At 40.2% G+C, this 25,745-nt stretch carries 19 protein-coding genes and 1 other RNA gene; 11 read left to right on the top strand and 9 right to left on the bottom strand.

The annotated features are described in order from the left end of the window. Positions 1-98 precede the first annotated feature (98 nt). Positions 99-491, top strand: a complete 393-nt coding sequence (locus RF53_RS14705; protein WP_006793623.1) for a septal ring lytic transglycosylase RlpA family protein — start codon at positions 99-101, stop codon at positions 489-491. On the opposite strand, the gene cydC is transcribed toward RF53_RS14705, so the two are convergent. Genes cydC through RF53_RS14680 form a run of 5 tightly spaced genes read right to left on the bottom strand, consistent with a single transcriptional unit; the run spans position 474 to position 6,879 of the window. After that, positions 474-2,216: a thiol reductant ABC exporter subunit CydC gene (gene cydC, locus RF53_RS14700; protein WP_006793622.1), complete on the bottom strand. Its 1,743-nt coding sequence runs from the start codon at positions 2,214-2,216 to the stop codon at positions 474-476. The two genes, RF53_RS14705 and cydC, sit on opposite strands and share 18 nt — an antisense overlap. Beyond that, on the bottom strand, positions 2,209-3,996 hold the full coding sequence (gene cydD / locus RF53_RS14695; RefSeq protein WP_039038117.1) for a thiol reductant ABC exporter subunit CydD: 1,788 nt from the start codon (positions 3,994-3,996) through the stop codon (positions 2,209-2,211). Before cydD ends, cydC begins: the two co-directional genes overlap by 8 nt. Continuing rightward, positions 3,986-4,150 carry a cytochrome bd-I oxidase subunit CydX gene (gene cydX, locus RF53_RS14690; RefSeq protein ID WP_006793620.1) on the bottom strand — a complete coding sequence of 55 codons (165 nt, stop codon included), beginning with the start codon at positions 4,148-4,150 and terminating at the stop codon, positions 3,986-3,988. Before cydX ends, cydD begins: the two co-directional genes overlap by 11 nt. A 12-nt stretch (positions 4,151-4,162) precedes the next feature. Next, positions 4,163-5,302, bottom strand: coding sequence for a cytochrome d ubiquinol oxidase subunit II (cydB, locus tag RF53_RS14685; RefSeq protein ID WP_039038116.1), 1,140 nt, complete (start codon positions 5,300-5,302; stop codon positions 4,163-4,165). A gap of 2 nt (positions 5,303-5,304) precedes the next feature. Beyond that, entirely contained in the window at positions 5,305-6,879 is a 1,575-nt protein-coding gene (locus tag RF53_RS14680; RefSeq protein WP_006793618.1) for a cytochrome ubiquinol oxidase subunit I, read from the bottom strand. A 299-nt stretch (positions 6,880-7,178) separates the two neighbouring features. Here RF53_RS14680 and lpxB point away from each other — a divergent pair, with 299 nt between their 5' ends. From lpxB to RF53_RS14650, 6 genes are all read left to right on the top strand, one after another. Further along, entirely contained in the window at positions 7,179-8,336 is a 1,158-nt protein-coding gene (gene lpxB / locus RF53_RS14675; protein ID WP_006793617.1) for a lipid-A-disaccharide synthase, read from the top strand. Then, a complete protein-coding gene (rnhB, locus tag RF53_RS14670) occupies positions 8,326-8,931 on the top strand; it encodes a ribonuclease HII (RefSeq protein WP_039038115.1) in 606 nt (201 codons plus the stop codon). The genes lpxB and rnhB overlap by 11 nt, the downstream gene beginning before the upstream one ends. Next, positions 8,931-12,422: a DNA polymerase III subunit alpha gene (gene dnaE, locus RF53_RS14665; RefSeq protein WP_039038114.1), complete on the top strand. Its 3,492-nt coding sequence runs from the start codon at positions 8,931-8,933 to the stop codon at positions 12,420-12,422. The genes rnhB and dnaE overlap by 1 nt, the downstream gene beginning before the upstream one ends. Before the next feature lie 16 nt (positions 12,423-12,438). After that, a complete protein-coding gene (gene accA / locus RF53_RS14660; protein WP_006793614.1) occupies positions 12,439-13,395 on the top strand; it encodes an acetyl-CoA carboxylase carboxyl transferase subunit alpha in 957 nt (318 codons plus the stop codon). A gap of 93 nt (positions 13,396-13,488) precedes the next feature. Beyond that, positions 13,489-14,793, top strand: a complete 1,305-nt coding sequence (gene tilS / locus RF53_RS14655; protein WP_039038113.1) for a tRNA lysidine(34) synthetase TilS — start codon at positions 13,489-13,491, stop codon at positions 14,791-14,793. Beyond that, on the top strand, positions 14,794-15,144 hold the full coding sequence (locus RF53_RS14650) for a hypothetical protein (protein ID WP_039038112.1): 351 nt from the start codon (positions 14,794-14,796) through the stop codon (positions 15,142-15,144). A gap of 63 nt (positions 15,145-15,207) precedes the next feature. Here RF53_RS14650 and RF53_RS14645 read toward each other — a convergent pair whose 3' ends face one another. Next, positions 15,208-16,104: a GGDEF domain-containing protein gene (locus RF53_RS14645; protein ID WP_039038111.1), complete on the bottom strand. Its 897-nt coding sequence runs from the start codon at positions 16,102-16,104 to the stop codon at positions 15,208-15,210. A 133-nt stretch (positions 16,105-16,237) separates the two neighbouring features. Here RF53_RS14645 and RF53_RS14640 point away from each other — a divergent pair, with 133 nt between their 5' ends. Beyond that, positions 16,238-18,211: a monovalent cation:proton antiporter-2 (CPA2) family protein gene (locus RF53_RS14640; protein ID WP_006793610.1), complete on the top strand. Its 1,974-nt coding sequence runs from the start codon at positions 16,238-16,240 to the stop codon at positions 18,209-18,211. Position 18,212: 1 nt separating this feature from the next. On the opposite strand, the gene RF53_RS14635 is transcribed toward RF53_RS14640, so the two are convergent. Next, complete coding sequence (locus RF53_RS14635) at positions 18,213-19,358, bottom strand: patatin-like phospholipase family protein (protein ID WP_033019545.1); 1,146 nt, start codon at positions 19,356-19,358, stop codon at positions 18,213-18,215. A 231-nt stretch (positions 19,359-19,589) separates the two neighbouring features. Between RF53_RS14635 and RF53_RS14630 the strand changes: the two genes are divergently transcribed. The 3 genes from RF53_RS14630 (at position 19,590) to RF53_RS14620 (ending at position 23,661) form a co-directional block, all read left to right on the top strand. After that, positions 19,590-20,468 carry a DUF3014 domain-containing protein gene (locus RF53_RS14630; protein ID WP_039038110.1) on the top strand — a complete coding sequence of 293 codons (879 nt, stop codon included), beginning with the start codon at positions 19,590-19,592 and terminating at the stop codon, positions 20,466-20,468. Positions 20,469-20,606: 138 nt separating this feature from the next. Further along, positions 20,607-20,703, top strand: an RNA gene (ffs, locus tag RF53_RS19305) — signal recognition particle sRNA small type. Between the two features lie 195 nt (positions 20,704-20,898). After that, a complete protein-coding gene (locus RF53_RS14620) occupies positions 20,899-23,661 on the top strand; it encodes a response regulator (RefSeq protein WP_039038109.1) in 2,763 nt (920 codons plus the stop codon). Between the two features lie 54 nt (positions 23,662-23,715). Here RF53_RS14620 and RF53_RS14615 read toward each other — a convergent pair whose 3' ends face one another. Next, positions 23,716-24,411 carry a DUF1826 domain-containing protein gene (locus RF53_RS14615; RefSeq protein ID WP_039038108.1) on the bottom strand — a complete coding sequence of 232 codons (696 nt, stop codon included), beginning with the start codon at positions 24,409-24,411 and terminating at the stop codon, positions 23,716-23,718. Beyond that, positions 24,411-25,610: a zinc metallochaperone GTPase ZigA gene (zigA, locus tag RF53_RS14610; RefSeq protein WP_039038107.1), complete on the bottom strand. Its 1,200-nt coding sequence runs from the start codon at positions 25,608-25,610 to the stop codon at positions 24,411-24,413. The genes RF53_RS14615 and zigA overlap by 1 nt, the downstream gene beginning before the upstream one ends. Between the last annotated feature and the right edge of the window lie 135 nt (positions 25,611-25,745).

The following is a 25,745-nucleotide window of genomic DNA, read 5'->3' as shown; positions in this document are numbered from 1 at the left end:
CGGTGGTTTTTTATTGCCTTTAAAATATTTTAATTCAGTATGCACTCAGCGAGGCAAGGTTAACCTTTGCGCAAATTTACTATATTTAAAGCACAGCTATGTCTCTTACGAAGTTAATTTTACCCCTCAGTTTTTTGTCTATCTTGGCTGCGTGTAGTAGCCAACCTGTCGTTACCACAGCTAATGGTGAGCGTACTCAGTTAGGGAAAGCTTCTTATTACGCTAATAAATACCATGGCCGCACAACGGCAAATGGCGAAACCTTTAATCAAAACGCTGCCACTGCTGCACATTTAGAGTTTGATTTTGGTACTAAGGTAAAGGTAACTAACTTAGCTAACAATAAATCGGTAATCGTAAGAATAAATGATAGGGGCCCGTACGTTAGAGGGCGTGTTATTGATTTATCGTTAGGTATGTTTAAAAAAATAGCCGACCCTAAAGTCGGCGTTATTGATGTCTCAATCAGCGTATTAAAAACGGGTGGTTAGCGACGCATATTCCTGATGTTTTTCGCTAAGCTCTTTGTGGCTACCTTGCGCTACAAGTTTGCCATTTTCTAGCCAAATAATGTTATCCATTTGCGCTAGAAGAGCAGGGTCGTGGGTAATTGTAAGTACGCTTGCGTCACTCATTACGTGCATAATGGCGTTCATTACGGTTTGCTTAGATTGGTTATCTAGCCCTTCTGTGGGTTCATCAAGTACTAAAATAGCTGGGTTTTGTAATAAAGCCTGCGCAATCGCTATACGCCTTGATTGTCCTTGGGATACGCTTCTGCCGCCTGTCCCTAAACGTGTTTTTAAACCCTTTTGTAGCTCATTAAACCAAGGCTCTAGCTGTGCAAGGTTAATGGCTTCAAGCATTTCTTCTTTTGTAGCGCTTGGCTTTGCATAACGCAAGTTTTCACTTAATGTACCATCAAAAATATGATGTTGCTGCGCTAATATATTTATAACGTTTGCTCGGCTGTCACTGCTAAGTGAGTGAAGGTCTTGCGCGTTATTATGGTCACCCAATGTAATACTACCTTGCTGAAGTGGCCATAAACCGGTTAGCAAATTAACTAAGGTGGTTTTACCGCTCCCGCTTCGACCTACAATGGCTACTTTTTGCCGCGATTTAAGCATAAAACTGACATTATTTAATGCGTTATGCTCATCGTATTTATAGCTAATGTTATTAAGCGTTAGCGCAATATTATTTTTATCAAACTGAGTATCAATTAAAGCGCTACAATTATTGCTCTGATCAGATGCTTTATCTTGGAGGGTAAATAACCGCTCTGCGGCTTTTAGTACATTAGGCAGCTCTATAAATGCATTGGGCAGTAGTAATACGCTTTCAAAGCTTGCTAATACAAAAAGCGTTAACATGGCAAGTTCTACGTTAACCATGGAATTAGTATAAACCAATGGGGCTATCGTCACTATGCTAGCTAACATGGCCATTTGTACTATTAATAGAGTCAGTCCATCTGCATTTGCTAACGCCTTATGACGAACAAATAATTGTTCATTGTACTGCTCGTTTAATCTATCGCATTTATTTAACTGCTCAGTACGGGCTTGATAAATACTAAGCTCTCTGAGGCCTGTTAAGGTATCTGATAATTCGGCCCGTAACTGTGCACTAAGGTGTGTTTCTTTGTGACTATTTTTTGTAAGTGAAGCACTTAAAAGCGCAGGTATGACAACGCCAATTAATAAAATTCCCATAAAGCAAATGAGTGCTACATTTGCATTATAAGCAGACATGAAAAGCAAAATGATTGGCACGCTTAACAAAGCAACCATCATGGGCATTAACACGTTCAAATAAAATTTATCGAGTGCGTCAACATCGTTCTGTAGTCGATTCAGTAAATCAGCGCTGCGGCTCATGGCTAAATCAACATTGTTGAGCTTACTGAGTGTTGCAAACATATTTACGCGAATTTCACTCAACAATAAAAAAGTCGCATTATGAGTAACTAAGCGCTCAGCATAACGAGAAGCCGTTCTTACGATAGCTAAAAAACGTATTGTGCCAGCGGGTGTAAAATAGTTCATTTGCACGCCAGCAATACCTGCAGCTGCCATAGATGCTAAAAACCAGCCTGAAATAGCCAGTAGGCCAACGTTCGCAAGCACCGTAATTGTTGCTAACAGCGTACCCAGTAGCATGGCTTTATAATGAGGGCGGCAGAGCTTTATCAATCTAATAAAGTTACTCATCGGAACCCCCTCGCTTAGCGGCATTTAGCAAATTATAAAACACGCCATGTTGAGTGCTTAGTTTTTCAAAGCTACCTTGCTCAGTGACCTTACCCTGGTCCATTACAATAATATTGTCGGCGTGTTTTACAGTGTTTAATCTGTGTGCGATTACCAGTACTAAATTGTTTTTAGCGTACATATTAATGGCGTGTTGAATGTGTTGCTCTGTTTGGCTATCAAGGTGCGCTGTTGGCTCATCAAGCATTAATATAGGGGCGTTTTTTAAAAATGCCCGAGCAAGTGCAATACGTTGCTTTTGCCCTCCAGAGAGTCCTTCACCTTGCTCTCCTATTAACGTATCAGACCCAGAGGGTAGGGTATTTATAAACTCAAGGGCGCCTGCTTGTTGCGCTGCTTGCTCTAGCTCTTGCTGTGATGCGTCTGGTTTGGCTAATTTTATATTAGCGCCAATGCTATCGAAAAATAGTGTTGGGTTTTGTGGTATCCACGCAACTTGATTCTGTAGTTGGGTAATATCGTTTGCTGCTAATGGCAATCCGTTAATATAAATACAAGGTATTACTTGGGGGTGAAAACCCAGCAGGCAATCAAATAAAGTACTTTTCCCTGAGCCACTGTTACCCACAACTGCCACCAAGCCTTTTTTTGGTAGGCTTAAGGTGACATCGTGAATGCCTTCGTTACTGTCAGGGTAAATGTAGGTTAAATTTTTAATGTTTATTGAATCAATAGTATCAGATGTAGTGTATTCGGTTGTATTGTTAACTAGTTCAGTATCTTGATTGGGTAAGGGGGCATTTAAAATAGTCACCATGTCAGCAGCGGCGCTGATACCTTGTAAGCGAGCATGATAATGGCTTCCTAATTGACGAAGCGGTAAATAAAACTCGGGAGCTAAAAGCAGCACAACAAAGCCAGTAGAAAAATCAAGTGTGCCAAAAAAAAGCCTAAAACCAATAATTACAGCCACTAAAGCCACACTGATTGTGGCTAAAAATTCTAAGGCAAAAGACGATAAAAACGCAATTTTTAACACGCCTAGCGTGGTATGCCTAAAGTCATCAGAAATTTTAGCTATTTGTTTTAATTCGGTTTGCGTGGCATTAAATAATTTTAGCTGGGTTAATCCCTGTACTCTGTCAAAAAAGTAATTACCAAGAACAGCAAGTTGTTGCCAACGCTTTTGATTTAGCGCTTCTGCTTTTGATCCAACTAAAATCATAAAAAAAGGAATAAGCGGAGCCGTTAATAAAAATATTAATCCCGCTTTGTAATCGGTCGGAAAAATAACAACCAAGATAGCTAGTGGAATAAGTGCACTGTAAGCAACACCAGGCAGGTATTTAGCGTAATAGTCGTGAAGTTCTTCTACACCATTGTGCAATGTATTTAAGGTTGCACCTTGACCGTGTTGCTCAATATAACTAGGGCCCAGCAAGCTTAATTTAGTTAACAGTGTATGGCGCATAGCCGACTTTATTTTAAGGGCAGCAAAAGCACTTAGCCTTTCACTTAGCGCTAAAAAAGTAGCGCGAAGCAAAACAATACCTGCTAATGGCCACAGCAAGTGAGTGACTTCACTTAAGCTACTACCTTCAAACATTACGTTATGAATAGCCTGAGCAAGTAAATATGCCCCAGCAATCATTAAAATAGCGTTAAAAGTACCCAGTGCAATACTGAGCTTTAACCATAATGAGGCGGGTTTACTTTGTGTTTTTAAAAAAGCGCGCAGTGTTTGTTGCTGCGCGCGATTTGGTCGGGGGTTAGTCGTCATTGTTGGTCGAGTTAGCCTCGTTTAATAAATCATGCATCGGTTGTTCATCATCAGCAATGCTGTTTTTATTTTGATGAAATTCATACCACATTACATTTATTACCCCTAAGGTACAGGCTAAAAGTACACCTAAAATCCAAGCAAAATACCACATAGTTCAGTCTCCTTAGTAGCTGCCGTGAGTGTTAGTTTCAATTTCTTCTACGGTTACTCTGCGCCACATTTTTACATAACACCACGTGGTGTAGGCTAAAATTAATGGTACAAAAATGGCCACGGCTACAAGCATAATGTTAAGCGTTTTATGGCTCGAAACGGCATCCCAAATTGTTAAGCTAATATTTGGGTTGTTAATTGATGGCATAATAAATGGGAATAATGAAACGCCCGCCGTCATAATGACACCTACTAACATAAGTGCAGTCGAAATAAGCCCTAACGCTGGTTTATTGAGCTTTGAAAATACTAATGCACTTAGTGCCATGGCAAACGCTAGAACAGGGAAGGTTACTGTCCATGTACGCTCAGTGTAATTATTTAGCCAAGCGCCTTTTGCTGTGTTAACTACTTTAGCGAGCGGATCAGCATGGCCTTGAGTATCGCCCATAGACACAATTTGGTAGCCATTCAAATTAGCCACCCAAACTCCAGCCGCGGCAAATAAAACAATAAATGCAATCAATGCATAACGTCCGTATTGGCCAGAACGTTCTGCAACCGCATCTGCTGTGCGAAGTTGTAACCACATACCTGCATGTGCAATAAGCATAGCTATACTAATTAAGCCAGCGAGCAGTGCAAACGGGTTTAACAAGCCAAAAAACGAACCTTGGTAACTTACACGTAATAAATTATCAATATTGAATGGTACACCTAAAAACAAGTTACCAAATGCTACACCAAATACTAAAGCCGGAATTGCACTACCTGCAAATAATCCCCAATCCCAGTTATTACGCCAGCGCTTAGAATCAATTTTAGAGCGGTAATCAAAACCAAGAGGTCTAAAAAAGAGTGCAAATAACACCAGCATCATGGCAAAGTAAAACCCCGAAAAAGCGGCTGCATACACCATTGGCCAAGCCGCAAATAATGCTCCGCCTGCGGTGATAAACCAAACTTGGTTACCATCCCAGTGTGCGCCAATTGTATTGATTACAGTGCGTCGTTCTAAATCTGTTTTACCAACTAGGCGAAGGAGCATAGCAACCCCCATATCCATACCATCGGTAATTGCAAAGCCGATTAAAAGCACACCAATGATCAACCACCACAACATTTTTAATGTTTCATAATCAAAAATCATGATTATTCTCCTTTTGCTTGTGTGTTGTTTGGCAGCTCAAAATGGTATTTACCAGTATGTAATGAGCTAGGGCCTTTTTTAATAAAGTGAATCATTAACCAACCTTCAACAATGGCAAGGCCAGTGTAAAAAATGATGAAACCCGTTAAGCTAATCAAAATGTCATTGACCGTTAGTGATGACGTTGCTAAAAAAGTCGGCAGTATTTCAGAAATAGCCCAAGGTTGGCGTCCATATTCTGCAACGATCCAGCCAAATTCAATCGCAATCCATGGCAATGGAATACTTAATACTGTAGCCCAAAGTAACCAGCGTTTTTGCTCAATAATACGGTGTGCATTGTAGTAAAATGCTAATACAAACACAGCAAGCATAGCGACACCACAGGCAACCATAATCCTAAACGACCAAAACATAGGGCCTACTTTTGGGAACGAATCTTTCACTGCTTTTTGAATTTGCTCTTCTGTGGCATCAACAACATCAGATGTATATCGTTTAAGCAACAAACCGTAGCCTAAGTCATCTTTTACTGCGTCAAATTTAGCAATGTTTTCAGGCGTATCTTCGCCGTTTCTTAGTTTAGTGAGATAACCATAGGCAATCATGCCGTTACGAATACGTATTTCATGTTTTTTCTCTAAATCAGAAATACCCGTAACTTTTTCGTCAAGTGAGCGTGTAGCAATAATGCCCAGTGCATAGGGTATTTTTACAGCAGCATGGGTTACTTGCTCTTCAGAGTCAGGAAAACCAAATGCAGTAAACGCAGCGGGCGCTTCTTCTGTGTGCCACTCGGCTTCAATAGTTGCTAATTTTACTTTTTGAATTTCGCCTACTTCATAGCCTGATTCATCACCAAGTAAAATAACACATAAAATTGAGGCTAAACCAAACCCTGAAGCCACTGAAAATGAACGTTTAGCAAATGCTAAATCGCGACCTTTTAGTATGTACCAACTACTTATACCTAAAACAAACATAGACGCGGCGACATAGCCTGCAGATACCGTGTGAATAAACTTAACCTGTGCAACAGGGTTAAATACCAGCTCTGCAAAGCTGGTCATTTCCATTCGCATAGTTTGGTAGTTAAATTCAGCACCTACTGGGTTTTGCATCCAACCATTAGCAATTAATATCCATAATGCTGATAAGTTTGTACCCAGTGCCATTAAAAAGGTAGCGCCTAAATGTTGACGTTTAGAAAGTCTATCCCATCCTAAGAAGAACATACCCACAAAGGTTGATTCTAAAAAGAATGCCATTAACCCTTCAATAGCCAGAGGGGCACCAAATACATCCCCCACATAATGTGAGTAATAAGACCAGTTAGTGCCAAATTCAAACTCCATAGTGAGGCCTGTGGCAACACCAATGGCAAAGTTAATACCAAATAACTTACCCCAAAACTTAGTCATATCACGATAAATTTCGCGACCAGTCATAACATAAACTGATTCCATAATAACTAAGATCCAAGTCATACCTATTGTTAACGGTACAAATATGAAGTGAAAGAGTGCGGTAACAGCAAACTGTAGTCGCGATAGATCCACAAAGGTTTCATCTATCATTTTATGCTCCTTGAATGTGACGGATTAACTGGGCAATGAGTTATTGGCAGAGTTAATGATTGAATGAACTTTCAGTAATTACTGAAAGTTTGCAATATTATTCACAATTGCACAATACTTGTCAATATATATTAGTAAAACTTAATATATAATTTATATGCTACATCAGTATTAAAAATAAACAACAATAGAGATTATATTTACAGTTAAAAAACGAGTTATTTAAAGCGTTTAAACACATACCAAAACGCGGTAAACTAAACTCATGACGCCCGATTAAAATATGAACTAAAAAGCAAATGACGAAAGAAAAAAAACAACTACGAATAGGTATAGTGGCAGGCGAACTGTCGGGCGATATTTTAGGCGAAGGCCTAATAAAAGCATTAAAAGTACATTTTCCAGATGCCACTTTTGAGGGGATTGCAGGACCAAAAATGCAAGCTCAAGGTTGTAAAACTCTATACGATATGGATGAGCTGTCTGTAATGGGCTTGGTTGAAGTACTCGGGCGTTTACCGCGTTTACTGAAAATTCGTAAACAATTGGTTCAACATTTTATAGATAACCCACCCGATGTATTTATTGGAATAGACGCCCCTGATTTTAATCTTCGCGTCGAAAAACCTTTAAAAGATGCAGGCATTAAAACAGTTCAATACGTAAGCCCTTCAGTTTGGGCATGGCGAGAAAAACGTATTCATACTATTAGCGCAGCTACTAACTTAGTACTTGCACTATTGCCGTTTGAAAAAGAATTTTACGACAAGCATCAAGTACCGTGTACGTTTGTAGGGCACACATTAGCAGACGATATAGCGCTTGAGCACGACGATAGCCAAGCACGTGCAAAACTAGGTTTAAGTCTTGATGACAAAGTACTGGCATTATTGCCAGGTAGCCGAGGCTCCGAAGTGGGCTTACTGAGTGAAACCTATATAAAAACAGCGCAGCAACTTCAAGCTCAAAACCCAGACCTTAAAATTGTGGTTCCACTGGTAAACGAAAAGCGCAAAGCGCAGTTTACTGATATTTTAAATGCCACAGCGCCTAGTCTTAATATTAGCTTGCTAGATGGGCAATCTAAATTAGCAATGCAAGCGGCAGATGCCATTTTACTTGCGTCTGGCACCGCCACACTCGAAGGAATGCTCTATAAAAAGCCAATGGTTGTTGGGTATAAAATAAAACCATTAAGCTACTGGATTTTTAAAACCCTGTTTACCTTTAACATTAAATATTTTTCGTTGCCAAATTTATTGGCCGATGAAGAGCTTGTGCCTGAGTTTTTACAAAGCGACTGTAACGTTAAAAACTTAACTCAAGCACTTACCCCAATGCTAGAAACAGACAATAGACAATTAAAAGCACGTTTTTTAGCAATTCATGAAAACATTAGATTAAATGCCAGCGAGCAAGCAGCCAAGGCTGTGGCGGAGTTAATACATGCAAATTGAACGACCTAACGTAACCTTAATTGCCGGTGTTGATGAAGTAGGGCGAGGCCCGCTGGTTGGCGACGTTGTTACCGCTGCGGTAATACTTGACCCAACTAAACCAATAGCTGGTCTAGCCGACTCTAAAAAATTAACAGATAAAAAGCGCCAAGCATTAGCCATAGAGATAAAAGAAAACGCATTATGCTATGCCTATGGCCGTTGTAGTCCATCAGAAATTGATGACTTAAACATTTTACACGCGACCATGCTTGCTATGAGCCGCGCAGTGGAAGGACTAAGCACACAGCCTGAGTTTGTATTTATAGATGGGAACCGTTTACCAAAACTCACTATGCCTGCTCAAGCGGTTGTTAAAGGCGATAGCCTAGTTGCCGAAATATCAGCAGCCTCTATTTTAGCCAAAGTAGCGCGTGATGATGAAATGCTTGAACTTGATAAACGCCACCCGCAATACGGATTTGCAGGGCATAAAGGTTACCCAACTAAAGCGCACTTTGCAGCACTTGAGCAGTACGGCGCAATAGATGAACATCGTAAAAGTTTTAAACCCGTGCAGCGTGTACTTATGCAAGCAAAAGGCGAGGCAAAATAATGGCAGCACCTGATTTTGTACATTTAAGGGTCCACTCAGACTTTTCGATGGTTGATGGCTTAGCTAAAACCAAGCCAATAGTCGCTAAGGCGCAAGAGCTAGAAATGCCCGCGATTGCTATTACCGATCAAATGAACTTTTGTGGATTAGTTCGCTTTTATGGCGCTACCCATAATGCCGGTATAAAGCCGATTGTAGGTGCTGATTTTTGGCTGCGCAGCCCTGAATTTCCGGATGAGCCATGTCGCATTACAATTTTAGCTAAAGACAATGTGGGTTATAAAAATATAACGCTATTAATTTCTGAGGCGTATCAGCGTGGTCATGTATTCCATCGTCCAGTAATTGACAGAGAATGGTTAGCTAATCATAAAGAAGGATTAATTATTCTCTCGGGCGCAAAAGACGGTGATTTAGGTAAGGCATTATTAAAAAATAATCCGGGCGTTATAGAAAGCGTAATTAGCTTTTACAAGCAGCACTTTAGCGATCATTACTATTTAGAGCTTGTACGAACTAACCGCCCGCTCGAAGAAGATTATCTGCACATGGCAGTAGCGCTTGCAGCTAAAGAGCAGCTGCCCGTTGTTGCAACCAACGAAGTGGTATTTCTAAAACCTGAAAATTTTGAAGCGCACGAAATTCGTGTAGCTATATTTGATGGCTACACACTTGATGACAAACGCCGTCCAAAACGTTTCTCAGAAGAACAATACCTAAAAACGCCTGAGCAAATGGCTGAGCTATTTAGCGATATACCTGAAGCACTGCAAAATACGGTAGAAATAGCTAAGCGCTGTAATGTGACTGTAAAGTTAGGCGAATACTTTTTACCAGATTATCCAACAGGCTCTCTTAATATTGATGAGTTTTTGGTTAAAGTGTCAGAAGATGGCCTTGAAGAACGACTCCAGTTTTTGTTCCCTGACGAAGAAGATAGAAAAGTAAAACGTATTGAATACGATGAACGTTTAGCCGTAGAGCTTGGCGTAATCAACCAAATGGGTTTTCCGGGTTACTTCTTAATCGTAATGGAGTTTATTCAGTGGAGTAAAGATAACAATATACCGGTAGGTCCAGGGCGAGGCTCGGGTGCGGGTTCATTAGTAGCATACGCACTTAAAATTACCGATTTGGATCCCCTTGAGTTCGACTTGCTTTTTGAGCGATTTTTGAATCCAGAACGTGTATCAATGCCCGACTTCGACGTCGATTTTTGTATGGACAGACGCGACGAAGTAATTGATCACGTATCGGCATTGTATGGGCGTGACGCGGTATCACAAATTATTACTTTTGGTACTATGGCCGCAAAAGCGGTAATACGCGATGTAGGTCGTGTACTTGGACACCCTTATGGGTTTGTTGATCGTATTTCGAAACTGATCCCAGGCGATCCGGGAATGACCCTTGCCAAAGCCTTTGAAGTAGAGCCGCGTTTGCAAGAAGCCTACGATGGTGACTCAGAGGTAAAAGATTTAATCGATATGTGTCGCATCCTAGAAGGGTGTACGCGTAATGCCGGTAAACACGCCGGTGGTGTTGTAATATCGCCGACCACCATTACCGACTTTGCTGCACTTTATTGTGACGATGAAGGTAAATTTCCGGTAACACAGTTTGATAAAAACGACGTAGAAACCGCGGGCCTTGTTAAGTTCGATTTCTTGGGTTTACGTACCTTGACCATTTTGCAGTGGGCAGTGGATATGACTAACGTGCGTATGCAGCGCGAAGGCAAAGACCCTGTTGATATAAACACTATTCCACTGGATGATAAAAAAAGCATAGAGCTATTACTACGCGCCGAAACAACCGCAGTGTTTCAGCTAGAATCGCGCGGCATGAAAGATTTAGTACGCCGCCTTAAGCCCGATTGCTTTGAAGATATGATTGCATTAGTAGCCTTGTTCCGCCCAGGTCCATTGCAATCAGGCATGGTAGATAACTTTATTGACCGAAAACTGGGTAGAGAGGAAATTTCATACCCAGATGCGCAGTACCAACACGAAAGCTTAAAACCAATACTCGATCCCACTTACGGCATTATTTTGTATCAAGAACAAGTAATGCAAATAGCGCAGGTACTCGCAGGCTATACGCTGGGTGGTGCAGATATGTTACGCCGTGCAATGGGTAAGAAAAAACCTGAAGAAATGGCAAAGCAGCGTTCAACGTTTGAAGATGGCGCGCGTAATAATGGTATTGATGGCGAACTGGCGATAAAAATCTTCGACTTGGTAGAAAAGTTCGCAGGTTATGGTTTTAATAAATCTCACTCAGCAGCGTATGCACTGGTTTCGTACCAAACCTTATGGATGAAAACGCACCACCCAGCTGAGTTTATGGCTGCGGTAATGTCGGCCGATATGGATAACACCGACAAAATAGTAATTTTGGTAGATGAATGTGAAAACATGAAACTTACCTTATTACCGCCCGATGTAAACGCCGGTGAATTTAAGTTTACGGTAAACCTGCAAGGCGAAATTGTGTATGGTATTGGCGCAATTAAAGGTGTAGGTGAAGCGCCAGTAGACGCTATTTTAGAAGCGCGCGCAAAGGGCGGCCCGTTTAAGGATTTATTTGATTTTTGTGCTCGCGTTGACTTAAAACGCCTAAATAAACGTGTCACCGAAAAATTAATTTATGCTGGTGCACTTGATCAACTTGGGCCAGAGAAAACCCAAGCAGGGCGTGCAACATTACTGGCAAGTTTAAAAGACGCTATGCGCGCGGCCGATCAGCACAACAAGGCAGAGCAACTTGGACAAAGCGATTTATTTGGTTTATTGGCTACTGAGCCAGACGAAGTCGAGCAAGCCTTTATTAAGGCCACGGGCCTGACCGACAATGAATGGCTTGAAGGTGAAAAAGATACCCTAGGCCTTTATTTAACTGGGCATCCAATAAATCAGTATCGCAAGGAGCTTAGGTATTACACCAGCGGAAAGCTGGTGGATTTACAACCAACTAATCGTGATGTACTCTCTACTGCCGCTGGTCTAGTTATTTCAGCGCGGACCTTAATTAATAAAAAAGGCAACCGTTGGGGCTTAATAACTTTAGATGACAAGAGCGCCCGTATTGATGTACGCTTGTTCCCAGAACAGTTTGAAATGTACCAAGAAATGCTTCAAGTTAACAATATCTTGGTAATATCTGGACAGGTCAGCTTTGATAACTTCTCTGGTGGCATTACAATGACCGCCAGAGAAATAAACACCATTGCTCAAGCGCGTGAAAAACGTATTAAAGCGATTAAAATGACGCTGAACATGGTGCAAATCGAGGCAGGTTTCTTCGATAAATTACAAAAAGTACTCGAACCTTATAAAATGGGAACGTGTCCGATCAAGGTTTATTACCAACGCCCAGATGCGTTGGCGCAATTAACCCTAGGGATCGAATGGTGTGTCACGCCGAGCGACGACTTGATTCACAAGTTATCACTCATGGCGGCACAAGATGTAGAACTAGAATTTAACTGATTAGGTAGTTTAGAGCATGAGCCTCAATTATCTTGATTTTGAGCTTCCGATTGCAGAATTAGAAGCAAAAATTGAAGAATTACAAAGCATAAGCCGCGCTGGCGAATTAGACCTTGAGCTAGAAGAGGAAGTCAGCAAATTAAAAGAAAAAAGTGCTAAGCAAAAAGAGGAAATATTCTCAAATTTAGGCGCTTGGCAAGTATCGCAGTTAGCGCGTCATCCGTTGCGTCCTTATACTCGAGATTATATCGAGCGCATTTTCACGGAATTTGACGAGTTTGCAGGTGATCGTACTTTTGCTAACGATCCGGCTATTTTAGGCGGTGTTGCACGTTTAGATGGCGAACCCGTTATGGTTATTGGCCAACAAAAAGGTCGCGATACAGCTGAAAAAATTAAACGCAACTTTGGTATGCCAAAGCCAGAAGGTTATCGTAAAGCACTTCGCTTAATGGAAATGGCTGAGCGTTTTAAAATGCCAATAATGACCTTTATCGATACGCCAGGTGCATACCCTGGTGTTGGCGCTGAAGAGCGTGGTCAGTCTGAAGCAATTGCACGTAACCTAAAAGTAATGGCGGCGCTTAAAGTGCCAACTATTTGTACGGTTATTGGTGAGGGCGGCTCAGGTGGTGCATTAGCGATTGGTGTTGGCGACAGAGTTAATATGTTGCAATACAGCACGTATTCGGTAATTTCGCCAGAAGGCTGTGCATCTATTTTATGGAAAAGCGCAGACAAAGCGCCACTTGCTGCAGAGGCTATGGGCGTAACCGCTGAGCGCGTTAAAGAGTTAGATTTAATCAACAACTTAGTTGATGAGCCTTTAGGTGGTGCACACCGAAATTACGATGCCATGGCACGTAACTTAAAAACTCGTTTAAAACGTGATTTAGCAGACTTACAAGCGCTTTCGCTTGAAGACATGCTTGATCAACGTTACAAACGTTTAATGTCGTTTGGTTACTGCTAATAAAAGTAGCTATTACATTAAATGTTAAAAAAAGCCGCTTATGCGGCTTTTTTGTTTTAAAATACTTCTAACACAAATTTTGTAGCGTATTAAATGCAATCATCAGCGATTTATCAGCACGTTAAACACGCCCTTGAGTACTTTTTTAATAAACAACAGTATAATTTTACTGTTGCGCTTTCGGGTGGGGTCGACTCAGTTGTATTGTTACATGTAATGCACGTGCTAAAGCAAGAAATGCCAAAGCTAAAGGTAAGTGCAATATACGTTAATCATGGCTTAAGCGAATACGCTAATGACTGGCAGGCTTTTTGCCAAAACCTATGCGTTAAGCTAGATATACCGTTTAATACCGCGCAGGTAACAATAAGCCGGCAAACACGAACAAGCCTTGAAGCGCAGGCACGTGAGGCACGTTATAAAGCACTTGATGAACTTAGCGCACCGCAAAGTGTTATTTTATTAGGCCAGCATTTAAACGACCAAATAGAAACGTTTTTACTGCGGTTAAAGCGTGGCTCGGGCTTAAAAGGGTTAGGCGCAATGCAAGCAATGCGTGAACTACAAAGCGGGCGAATATGCTACAGGCCGCTTTTAAACATTACGCGCAGTGATATAGAGCACTTTGCCACAGCGTTTAATATTGCGCACATTACTGATGACTCAAATACCGATGAGCGTTTTGACCGTAACTTTTTACGTGCAAGTGTAGTGCCTTTACTTGCAGAGCGTTTTAACGGGTTTGAGCATTGTGCTGGGCGTAGTATTAATTTATTACAGCAACAGCAAACACTCCTTGATGAATACACAGAGCTTGATTTGCAGCACAGTTTAAACTCACAACAGGGGTTATGCGTTAGCCAAATCACAGCCTTTAGTGATATTCGCATTAGTAATGTTGTACGTGCGTGGCTGAATTTGTTCACTCAAGTTATGCCTTCACACAAGCAGTTATCACAAATTATTAATCAGGCAATAAACGCTCAGGCCGATGCTAAAATTCAAATTGACTTAGCTGATGGACAGGTTAGGCGCCATCAAGGGTATTTATACTTTGTAACTCAAAAAAACATTGTGAATGATGATAAGTTAATCACTCATGAACTCATTCTTAACGATGGCCGCGTATTAACAAAGCAAAGTGGTGCAGGAATAAGAGCGCCGCATGCCAATGAGCAGGTTTCAGTAAGATTTAATTATAACAGCGCTCGTATAAAGCCTCTTAAAAAGCCCGGAAGTAATAGCGTTAAGCACTGGTTTAAAGACGCAAAAGTAGCGCCTTGGCTTCGAAGTCAAGTGCCGCTTATTTTTTATAATGAGGAACTAGTACAAGTGGTTGGTTATTTTATAAGTGAAAAACATTATGATGAAAATGGTGTTTATTGGGAGTGTAAATAAATGAGTAAACAGCCACATGTTGGATTATCGCTAGTCAATAAAGCGCCACTAGGCATACTATTTACAGCCCTAATAGCGATAGTTGCTAATGTGTTGCTTGATTTGAACATTGTCACTTTAGCGTATGCTATTTTGGGCGGTGCTGTATCAGCGGTTATATTAATGGCTTATTGGTTAGGTAAAGGAGGCATATTTTTTATATTGGGGGTGAGTTTACCACTCGTTTTAGTGTTATTTACGCCTCTTGATACCGTCGCATCCTTAGTAAATTTAGTGAGCGGTTACTTTTTAGGTTTTTGTGTGGCACTGACAATCTATAAATTTTTACCTGCAAAGCCTATTAAGCAATAGGGCAAGGGTTTTCATAAAAAAGGCTTAGCGGGGGAGGCTAAGCCTTTTAAAAAAGCCTTATAATCAATATGCTTTAGCGCAGTTTCTGCCCGATGCTTTTGCTTTGTACAACCCTTTATCTGCGCGGGAAAATATTTCTATATCGCAGTCATTACTCATTGCTAAGGTATAGCCAATACTAACCGTAACTTCATGCTTTGACATTAAGCTAGATTGCTTTACAAATTGCATTATACGTTCAGATACAACCTGATTAGTTTTGAATTCAGGGTCTTCTATTAGTATTGCGAATTCATCGCCACCAAACCTAAATACGGTATCTGTAGCGCGTATACTTGAATTTAATACCGTTGCAAATTCTTTAAGTGTATCGTCGCCAATTTTGTGGCCCAACTTGTCATTTACCTGCTTAAAATTATCTAGGTCAAGTAACATTAAGCTGAAAGGGCGCTGATAGCGGCGACAATTTTCGAGCTTTTGAGATAAAATGTCATTAAATTGACTACGGTTGTTTAAACCTGTTAATGAGTCTTTTGTAGCCAATTTAAGCACGCGGCTATACATCATTGCATTACGTAGTGGGTACACTAGCGCAGAGTGAAGCGAGCGTAACTTGCTTTCAATTGCTTTACCTAAAGGGTATTTACTAAAGTATATAAGTTGCCCTAAGTGCTCTCTTCCAATCGTTAAGTCAAAAATATAGGGCGTGCTATTAGTATCGCTTTCAGACGTTTGTGCAGTGCCAAGCGTTGATTGAAACTGCAATCCCGTAAAGTTTAAAAGCTTTTTTGTAAATTTTGCGTATATGGCCAATACATCTTCAATAACTAAACTAGTCTGAAGCTCAGCGACTAACTCGTGTGTTGCCGTTGTTTCATTATTTGGTGTGTGTTCAGCCGAAAACGGCAAAAAGTCGCCGCGACCAGAGACACGTTGCGTCAAAATATGGACATTTTCCATTAAATTCTCCCCCGAGAGTGTTGCTTTACAAGTATTAAGCGATTTTTGTGCCATATTTTAAAATTAGCTTAAAAACAATTGCTTGCTATAGTTAAACTACATCCCCTAGTTTAATTGAAGCCGGAGGCCAAATTTGCAAAGTACTAATGCTCAATTTTTTGGCTTACTTGTCGCTGCGGTTATTTTTGTGTGGTTTTTTAAGCGCATCGGTTTGCCGCCAATTTTGGCGTACCTAGCAACAGGTGTTTTAGCTGGCAGCCATGGCGTTGGATGGCTTGAACATACGCACGAAATAGACTTTGTTGCAGAGCTTGGTATTGTATTTTTGCTTTTTAGCTTAGGGCTTGAGTTTTCAATATCTCGCTTAATGGCCATGCGCAATATTGTATTTGGCTTAGGTTCACTGCAGGTGATTGTAACAAGCTTAGTGCTTATTATAATTTTGTACTGTTTAAACTTCAGTTTGCTTACCAGCTTTACTATTGGTTCGATTATGGCGCTGTCTTCAACGGCGGTAGTCGTTAAATTGCTCAAAGAAAGTGGTGAGCTTAATCAGCGTAGAGGGCAATTAGCAATCGGTGTATTGTTGTTTCAAGACATTGCCGTAGTCCCTTTACTTATTATTCTTCCTTTATTTGCCACAAGCGATTCACAAACAATTGGGTGGGCGTTAGCATTTTCTCTAACTAAAGGGGCTTTTGTTTGCGTATTACTGTGGGCTATTGGTAAATGGTTACTGCCTAAAGTATTCAGCGAAATAGCCTTAGTGCGCACTGATGAGTTATTTGTACTTACTACGCTACTGGTTGCTTTGTTTGCGGGTTTACTAACCTATATGTTTGGCTTATCAATGGCACTAGGTGCATTTTTGGCCGGGATGATGCTTGGTGAAAGTCATTACAGGCACCAGCTTGAAGCCGATATACGGCCATTTCGCGATATCTTAATGGGGCTGTTTTTTGTTACCGTAGGCATGCAGCTCGATTTACTCTATGTGTTTAGCAATGGTCTTATTATTGTTGGCGCATTATTTGGATTATTGGTTTTAAAAATAGCCGTGGTTGCCATCAGTGCACAACTTATGGGTGAACGAAAGCAGGACTCTTTAGCGTGTGGCATTATGCTGTGGCAAATGGGTGAATTTGGTTTTGTATTAATTGCTTTGGGTAGGCAGCATCAATTATTAACCAGCGAACACATTTCATTTTTAATTGCCCTTGGTGTGTTATCGATGGCGTTAACGCCATTTTTAATTGAAAAAACACCCTATATTTTAAGGCGTTTAGGGTTATTAAATAGCCCAAGCATTGCATGGGAAGGCGAGCCACAAGTAAGTGCACTTTACACAAACCATGTAGTCATCTGTGGTTTTTCGAGGGTAGGGCAAACTATAGCGCGCTTTTTAAAGCCAGAAGCTATTGAATATGTTGCTGTTGAAAGTAACCCCATACTTGTTCAAGAAGGTAAGGCTGCAGGTGAGCCTGTAATATTTGGCCACGTTAAACAAAAAGATATTTTAAAGTGTGCGGGCGTAGAGCGAGCGCGGTTGGTGATTATTACATTTACCGAGTTTGAACAAACACAAATAGTGATAGATGCAATAAAGCAAATAGCTCCAGAGGTAAAAATACTTATACGTACCCGAGACGATAGCCAGCTTGAAAAACTACGAGAGCTTGGTGTCACTGAAGTTGTACCAGAAACGCTTGAAGCAAGTTTAATGATAGTCTCGCATGTTTTGTCTATGTCGGGTGTACCCATGAGCCGAATTATTAGGCGAGTGAGTGATGAGCGAAGAAATCGTTATCAATTTTTGCAAAGTTTTTTTACAGGTGAGCATATAAACAACGATGAAAGTAATTCAGATAAATTAGAGTATTTGCATGTGGTTGCTCTGCCCGATAAAGCACATGCGGTTAATAAAAGTATAAATGAGCTTAATTTAGTAAAGCGCAAGGTATCTATTAAGGCATTGCGACGCCAAGACCGAGAAATAGACGCCCCTTCAGATCAAATCATTTTGCTTGCCAACGATATACTCGTTTTACAAGGTAAACCAAGGCGTGTGGAACGCGTAGAACATTTTTTATTAGACGGCATTGAATAAATTAATCGAGCCCTAAAAAAGCTCTTATTTCAGGTAGCTTAGCCATGCCGTCTTGATACCCTATTTCCATTAAGTGCTGGGTATAGCGTTTTTCAAATAATAAGTAGCTCGTTAAACTTGATTGAGAGTGCTTTTTAACACCAATAGTACGCAATAATACTTTTATCGCCCATGGCATATCGTTGTAATACTGTGCTGCAATGACATTAAAGTTTTGTGAGGGGTTAATAATAAAGCTATCTATTTGCTTTAGCTCTTGGTGTTTATCTCGTGCAGGTAAAAGCCCCAAAGTGCGGTTTATTCTATCTAAGCGTTCTAAGTCTGACTGCATGGTGTCGGTAAATACACTATCAAGCAAGTGTCCGGCTACAGCAGAAAGCCCAGGATAATGCGCAGTATATCCCGGTAGATGCGGCTCTTTAGGTTCATCTACACCAATGATAAATATTTTTTCGGCACCCAAATGTATTGAAGGGCTAAGTGGCGATAGTTGATGTATAGAACCATCACCAAAGTAATGATTATGAATATTCACGCTTGGGAACACCATTGGAATAGCACTAGATGCCATTAAATGCTCAACATTAATGCGTGTTGGGCGGCCTTCTCGTTTAGCTCTTTGCCAAGCTGTTTGTGTATTTGACTGAAAAAAAGCGACTGAATCACCTGTGGTATAGCTTGAGGCTGTAATCGAAAGCGCCTCTAAATAGTTTCGGTGTAAATTACGCTCTATGCGATGCAGGTCTAAAATTTCGTTAAGTAAACCACGTAAAGGGCGGTTATTAAGCAAGCTTGCTGGTGGGTGGTTAATATGCTCTGATTGAAAGCTAGTTAAAATATTACGCGCAATATGGCCAAATACACTTAAAAAATCACTTTTATACACCATTGAGGTCGAAAAGTTTTTCCAAACAGATTCTAATTTTCGCACTGCTAAGTGCGCACAAGAGGCATAACAAGCCAAGGCTGCAGAGTTTATTGCGCCTGCAGACGTACCATTTATTATTCTAAAAGGAAGAGGTGCCGTACGTGGCATACTATGCGCTAGCGCTTTTAAAACACCTACTTGATACGCCGCTCGAGCACCACCACCAGTGAGTAATAAGGCTGTTTTAGGTTTTTTGGGATCTATTTGCTTAATTTTCATATTGGTGGTTAAACTGTTCAACGTCTTTACTTTATTTATTAACTGTAAGTCTTTAAGCTAGAAGAATCAAAGGTTAACTGTTCATAGAGTTATAACTGTATAATTTAATGCTGAATTCAGCATGTCTAACTTAAGATAACTATTGATTTAATAAAAAACTCGAACAGAATGAATTTAATCCACTTAGCCTACTCTAAGTGATATCGCATTTTTATTTTTTATGGAGTTCGTATGTCAGACTCACCAGATGTTCAAAAACGCTCAACAAACAGTAACTTACTTCTTGCCATTATTACGCTAATTGTTGTTGCCTGTGTAGTTGCATTTATATTACTTAAACCAAGTGACGAACCGGTTGCGCGCATAGAAGCAACAGAGCCCGTTAAAGAGCGGCCAATAATGGAACTTAAGCCATTAAATGAACCAGATATAATTGAGCCAGAAGAGCCAACAACAGTTGAACAGCCCGCAGAGCTCGAAGTGCCAGCGCAGCGCATAGTTGAACCTGAACCTGAACCAGAAGTAGCTACGCTACCTGCCTTAAACGATAGTGATACTATGGTTGTTGCCAAAATTGACGAGTACCTAAGTGACTCTGTGATGAGCCTATTAGTCACTGATGATGTTATTCGTCGAGGTGTTGTTTTTATTGACAACTTAGCTCAAGGCAAAGTAGCTAAAAAACACAATCCTGTTATTAAACCTCAAGAAAGCTTTAGTGTTACCGAAGGGGATATTTTAACAATTGATCCAAATAGTTATGAGCGTTACACACCGTATGTAAAAATTTTTACTAGCATGAGTGCAGCGCAAGTGGTCCGTATGTTTGAAGAGTACCAGCCACTTATTAACGATGCATACACTGAAATTGGTTATGGCGATGACGAGTTTAAACAAACATTGAACGACGCTATCGATTTACTACTTGATACTCCGGAGCCTGAAGGCGCCTTACCACTTTTACGTGACTCAGTAACTTATCAGTATGCGTTTTCTGAGTGGGAGCAACTTCCGGCTGCTCAAAAACAGCTTTTACGCATGGGTCCAGACAACATGAAAAAAGTAAAAGCAGCACTTCGTAATATAAAAGCGCAATTAGAGAGCAAATAACAGTCACAAATTAAATTTAAAAGCCGCGATTGTATATGAAGTATGCAATCGCACCTTCTTTTTTGATTATCCCTTGAATAACACAGTAAAAGTAGAGATAATCTCTTCCGCGCCAACCAAGGCCCTCAATGGTAGTCTTATTGGTCCTCTCGCAACACTAGCAGGCGAACCTGGTCAGGCCCGGAAGGGAGCAGCCACAGTTTGTGACGTGTGTGCCGAGATGTGGCTGGTAAGACTGCCACCCAAATTCCTCATTTGGGTGACTACAGCTAATCAATTTAAAAAACTTTAACCAAATACACACAAGTTTATTTTCTGATATTCCCTATATTTCTGCTATATAGACAACACTTAGATATTGCGCAATAATGAAATAATACGTTAACGTTAACGCTACACATGTTAAATCAGATGCCCAAGGGTTGTTGTAATGTCTCAAAGAAGTAAGTGGGCACTAGCTATTTTATTAGGGTTAATAGGCGGGTTGGTTAACCTTTTACCCCTGTATTTTTTCGATAGTTCTGAATTTTTATTTGGACAATTTTTTGTTTTATGCAGCTTAGTATTCACTGGACTGCGTTATTCCTGCCTTACGCTCGCAATTGTCTCAAGCTTTTTACTCTATAGATGGGGGCACTGTTGGCCCAGCATAGTTTATTTGTTGGAGCTTTTATGGCTTTATGTTTTTTGTTTAAGGCGCTCTAAACCTATCTTACCCTTAGGTGCCGTATTTTGGTTTTTAGTTGGACTGCCTATCATTTGGGGTATAGGCCAGTTTGTAATGGATTTAGCATCGCTAACGCTTATTGTTGCAGTGTTTAAATACCTGGTAAATGCATTAATAAGCTTAGCACTCGTTGATTTGATGAGCATATTTGTTCCCTTTGCTAGTCGTGCTTATCAAGGACGCCCACTCGCCCGTATTCTTAGCTATGTTGTCAGCGTCATTATTGTTTTGGTTGTCCTTGTTACAAGTGTTTTTTTAGTGAACGATCATCACTCACGCATAGAGTATGAGGTAAATGCTCAGCTTGAAGAAAAAGCGAAATCAATTAGCACACAGTTGAATGACTATTTACAGTTTCATAAAAACGCGGTGGTAATGAGCAGTGATGCCATAGGTGGTGGAATTACTATACAACAACAGTTAACGCAGTTAATGGATTTATACCCAGGTTTTACTACAAGCTTATATGCAATGCCAAATGGCTATGTAGCTAAAAGTATTCCCAGCACATTATTAGAAGGACTTAGTGAAGAAAAGCGCTTTGTAAACGACCGCCCTTATTTCTCTCAAGCTAAACAGTATCCTCAAGGTTATAGCAGTGGTGTGTTTCAGGGGCGTGGCCTTGGTAATGAACCTATAGTTGCACTTTCTGCGCCTATTTACAGAAATGATGAGTTTTATGGTGTAGTGGAAGGGTCGTTAAAGCTTGAACGTTTAGAGCAATATATACCGAATTTGTTTAACCAAACTGGTGAGCTAATTATACTCGATGCTGAGCAAAGGATTGTTTTTAGCTCATTAGCACAATTTGACATTTTGGCTGACTTTAAAACTTTAGATTTTACGATAAGTAACTTGGGCGATAATCAACTGTTCCGTTCTGTTAATAATGAAGTATTTCATACCAATCAGTATGTTGATACTGTTAGTAAATGGCAGGTCATCACGTTTTACAATCGTAAGCACTTAACAAAGGTAGTAGCAAGTGCTTGGTTACCAACAATATTATTTAGTGCAGTGTTGATATTTTTAGTGGTGTTGTTTATACATCATTTGTCTAACTTATTAGTTCAGCCAATTATTGGTTTAACTAATTTAATGCATGGTTTTGATAAATCAGAAAAACAACATTTTAATACAGAGTCTAGTTGGTACGAAGTACTGCAGCTACAAGAGCAGTTTAAGATGCTGGGAAGTGCGTTAAGGGACTCAATAGAGAGCTTACAAGCGTCTAATATTAAAAATCAGGATCTAAATAAACAGTTAAGCCAATTTAACCAGCAATTGGAAGTTAAAGTGGCAGAGCAAACAGATGAGCTAACAAAAGCAGTTAAATCTGCTAATGAAGCTAATAAAGCTAAGTCACAGTTTTTGGCCAATATGAGTCATGAACTGCGCACGCCTATGAACGGGATCTTAGGTATGGGTGAGGTATTACTTCGTGATACCACCCTTACCGATGAGCAGCGTGACCTTCTTGAAACACAACAAAAAAGCTCAAAAAATTTACTACAAATATTAAATGATATTTTAGATTTTTCTAAAATTGAAGCTAACGCTATGCAAATAAGCCCCCGTGCTACTTTGCTTGCTCCGTTTATAGAAAATATACACTCGTTATTCTCACCCATTATTCATTCTAACAATGTTGAGTTTATTATTCAGCGCAGCCCAGACTTACCCGATTGCTTAAATGTAGATGACTTACGTTTAAATCAAATAATTATTAACTTATTGTCAAATGCACAAAAGTTTACTCAGGCTGGGTTTGTGCGTTTATCGTTTGATTACAAAGATGAGCAACTGACGGTAAGTGTGTCTGATAGCGGAATTGGGATTGAAAAAGAGCAGCAACTATTACTTTTTAGTGAGTTTACCCAAGCAGATGCTAGCGTAGCTCGTAAGTATGGCGGTACAGGGCTTGGGCTGGCTATTTGCCAAGGTTTGATTAAAAAAATGGAGGGTGAAATAACCCTCAATAGCGTGCCAGGTTTAGGCAGTACGATTAAGTTTTCGATACATGCACCTGAAGCGAAAATTGTCGATTTAGCAAAACGTGTACAAGAGCAATCTTTACCAGATTTGATCAATAAGCATATTTTGCTAGTAGAAGATAATCCTATAAACCGCCAAGTAATTGCAAAAATGTTAGAGCCAACAGCTGTTACTATTACAATGGCAAACGACGGCTTAGAAGCGCTGAAAGCATTAAAAAATAATGTGTTTGATTTAATTTTAATGGACTGTCAAATGCCTAATATGGACGGTTATGAATGTACTATACGCATTCGCGAAAATGAAATAGGGGAAGATAAAAGGGTTCCAATTATCGCTATTACAGCCAATGCATATGAAGAAGATAAGCAGCGTTGTTTAGATGTAGGTATGGATGACTTTATTTCAAAACCGGTTAACTCTCAGGGTTTATATAGTGTTATTGCTAATAACCTTACAAAGATAGGTTAAGTATAATTGATAAAGGCCAGACAAAATATGGCCTTTATGAATAGTGCTTTAATTTTATATAAAATCGAGAGTAAGCAGTAACCTAGGGGCGCTATTAGTTCCAGCCAACGGTGGCGAGCGATGCACTAAACCTGCGCCTTCGTTTTCATCCCAGTATTCGCCTTTAAGCAGTGCAACATCTCCTTCTGTTAGCTGGTTAATATTATTTAGGCTATTAAATAAGCCAGACTCTTCATCGGGTTTACCTAAATTACCAGTACCTAGCTTTGAGCGGCTTACATCGCTGTGATTTAACCATTGCGTTGCAACGCCGTGATAAGTAGTCACTAATCGACACGGAATTTTGTCTACATGAAAACGCGGGCACATAGGTTTTTCTAATATTTTTAGCCTTAAACCGGCGCGTTTTAAATCAAACAGGCAGCAAAACATTTCAACCAACAGTGCAATGTCTTCACACAAAGCTTTAATTTCATCGCGGTTATTATCTTCAGGCTTAAGCGCTTTTATTAATTGATCAAACGCATCATCGGGCGATACCGCAAGCTCAATTGGTTTTAAAGCATTAGCGCTAATGAGTGTATTAACTGCACTTGTTAATGTTTGCTCAAGGTCTCTTTGCCAAATAACAATGTTAGTGTCTTGGTTATAAATTTGTGGCAATACATTGGCGTCACACTCTATAGCTGCTCTTCGATATAGCGGTTCAGCCGGTTTTACTTGGGCTGTTATTGGGGCTAGGGCATTCATTACTCTTCCTCCCAAATAGGAAACGGGTCGTTAAAGGTTTTCCAAAAATCTTTACCTTTTAGAACAGCATCTTCTGGGAGTAGGCAGTCATCAAGCGCTTTAATCATGGCTTTTTTATCTAACGACTGACCAATAAACACAAGCTCTTGGCGCATGTCACCAAAGGGCTCTAACCACTTACTGTTTATATCAGCAAGTAGTTCGGGCTCTGTGGGCCAGTCTTTTTTAGGTATTGCTTTATAAAACATGCCTGCAAACCCGTAATGCGCTATACCGCCAGCTTGGCTCCACTGCGCGCAAAATAAAGGACGTGTTGCTAACCAAAAATATCCTTTAGAACGAATAAGCTTGCCAAATTGCTCGGTGTTGTGCAAAAAGTTATAAAACTTTTCAGGATCAAATGGGCGGCGCGCGGTGTAATTAAAGCTGCTAATACCATACTCTTCGGTTTCGGGAATATGTTCACCACGCATTTCTTTAAGCCAACCCGATGCTTGTTGGGCACGTTCAAAATTAAATAAACCGGTGTTTAGCACTTGGTTAATATTAATATGCCCGTTTGAAATAGGAATAATGTTAGCTTGAGTATTGAGCGTATTTAAAATGGCAGTGAGTCTATTTAATTCATCGTTTGTAATTAAATCAGTTTTACTAATTAAAATAACATCAGCAAATTCAACTTGGTCAACAAGTAAGTCGGCTACGCTTCGCTCGTCGTCTTCTCCTAATGATTCGCCGGTATCTTGTAAATCATTTGCTTGTTCGTAGTCGTTTAAAAAGTTAACCGCGTCAACCACTGTTACCATGGTATCGAGGGTGGCAACATCACCAAGTGAAACCCCGTTTTCGTCGGCAAAGGTGAATGTTTCGGCAACGGGGAGGGGCTCAGATATACCTGTAGATTCAATAATGAGGTAATCAAAACGCCCATCTTTGGCAAGTTTGCCCACTTCAATAAGTAAGTCTTCTCGTAGTGTGCAGCAAATACAACCGTTACTCATTTCGACTAGTTTTTCGTTACTGTGATTGAGCGATACACCACTTTTAATAGCGGCTGCATCGATATTTATATCGCTCATATCGTTTACTATAACGGCGACTTTTTTACCTTGTCTGTTATTAAGAATATGGCTAAATACAGTGGTTTTACCAGCCCCCAAAAAACCTGATAACACTGTGACGGGCAGTTTATTTATCATTTAATAATCTTACTAAATTGCAATTTTGGATATGTTATATTATATCAATATTGTATTCCAGTAATGCTAATTAATTTATTCACAGTTGAGTTGCCAATTTAGCGTGTTGCTCAAAACTCTTCATTCGAAAAATAA

Source organism: Pseudoalteromonas sp. ECSMB14103, from assembly GCF_000813065.1.
Taxonomy (GTDB): Bacteria; Pseudomonadota; Gammaproteobacteria; order Enterobacterales; family Alteromonadaceae; genus Pseudoalteromonas; species Pseudoalteromonas marina.
This window is presented reverse-complemented; position numbering and strand designations above follow the sequence as displayed.

Excerpts from the sequence above, each read along its gene's own strand:
- RF53_RS14705 (WP_006793623.1), top strand. The coding sequence starts at position 99 with ATGTCTCTTACGAAGTTAATTTTACCCCTCAGTTTTTTGTCTATCTTG.
- cydC (WP_006793622.1), bottom strand. The coding sequence starts at position 2,216 with ATGAGTAACTTTATTAGATTGATAAAGCTCTGCCGCCCTCATTATAAA.
- cydD (WP_039038117.1), bottom strand. The coding sequence starts at position 3,996 with ATGACGACTAACCCCCGACCAAATCGCGCGCAGCAACAAACACTGCGC.
- cydX (WP_006793620.1), bottom strand. The coding sequence starts at position 4,150 with ATGTGGTATTTTGCTTGGATTTTAGGTGTACTTTTAGCCTGTACCTTA.
- cydB (WP_039038116.1), bottom strand. The coding sequence starts at position 5,302 with ATGATTTTTGATTATGAAACATTAAAAATGTTGTGGTGGTTGATCATT.
- RF53_RS14680 (WP_006793618.1), bottom strand. The coding sequence starts at position 6,879 with ATGATAGATGAAACCTTTGTGGATCTATCGCGACTACAGTTTGCTGTT.
- lpxB (WP_006793617.1), top strand. The coding sequence starts at position 7,179 with ATGACGAAAGAAAAAAAACAACTACGAATAGGTATAGTGGCAGGCGAA.
- rnhB (WP_039038115.1), top strand. The coding sequence starts at position 8,326 with ATGCAAATTGAACGACCTAACGTAACCTTAATTGCCGGTGTTGATGAA.
- dnaE (WP_039038114.1), top strand. The coding sequence starts at position 8,931 with ATGGCAGCACCTGATTTTGTACATTTAAGGGTCCACTCAGACTTTTCG.
- accA (WP_006793614.1), top strand. The coding sequence starts at position 12,439 with ATGAGCCTCAATTATCTTGATTTTGAGCTTCCGATTGCAGAATTAGAA.
- tilS (WP_039038113.1), top strand. The coding sequence starts at position 13,489 with ATGCAATCATCAGCGATTTATCAGCACGTTAAACACGCCCTTGAGTAC.
- RF53_RS14650 (WP_039038112.1), top strand. The coding sequence starts at position 14,794 with ATGAGTAAACAGCCACATGTTGGATTATCGCTAGTCAATAAAGCGCCA.
- RF53_RS14645 (WP_039038111.1), bottom strand. The coding sequence starts at position 16,104 with ATGGAAAATGTCCATATTTTGACGCAACGTGTCTCTGGTCGCGGCGAC.
- RF53_RS14635 (WP_033019545.1), bottom strand. The coding sequence starts at position 19,358 with ATGAAAATTAAGCAAATAGATCCCAAAAAACCTAAAACAGCCTTATTA.
- RF53_RS14630 (WP_039038110.1), top strand. The coding sequence starts at position 19,590 with ATGTCAGACTCACCAGATGTTCAAAAACGCTCAACAAACAGTAACTTA.
- RF53_RS14620 (WP_039038109.1), top strand. The coding sequence starts at position 20,899 with ATGTCTCAAAGAAGTAAGTGGGCACTAGCTATTTTATTAGGGTTAATA.
- RF53_RS14615 (WP_039038108.1), bottom strand. The coding sequence starts at position 24,411 with ATGAATGCCCTAGCCCCAATAACAGCCCAAGTAAAACCGGCTGAACCG.
- zigA (WP_039038107.1), bottom strand. The coding sequence starts at position 25,610 with ATGATAAATAAACTGCCCGTCACAGTGTTATCAGGTTTTTTGGGGGCT.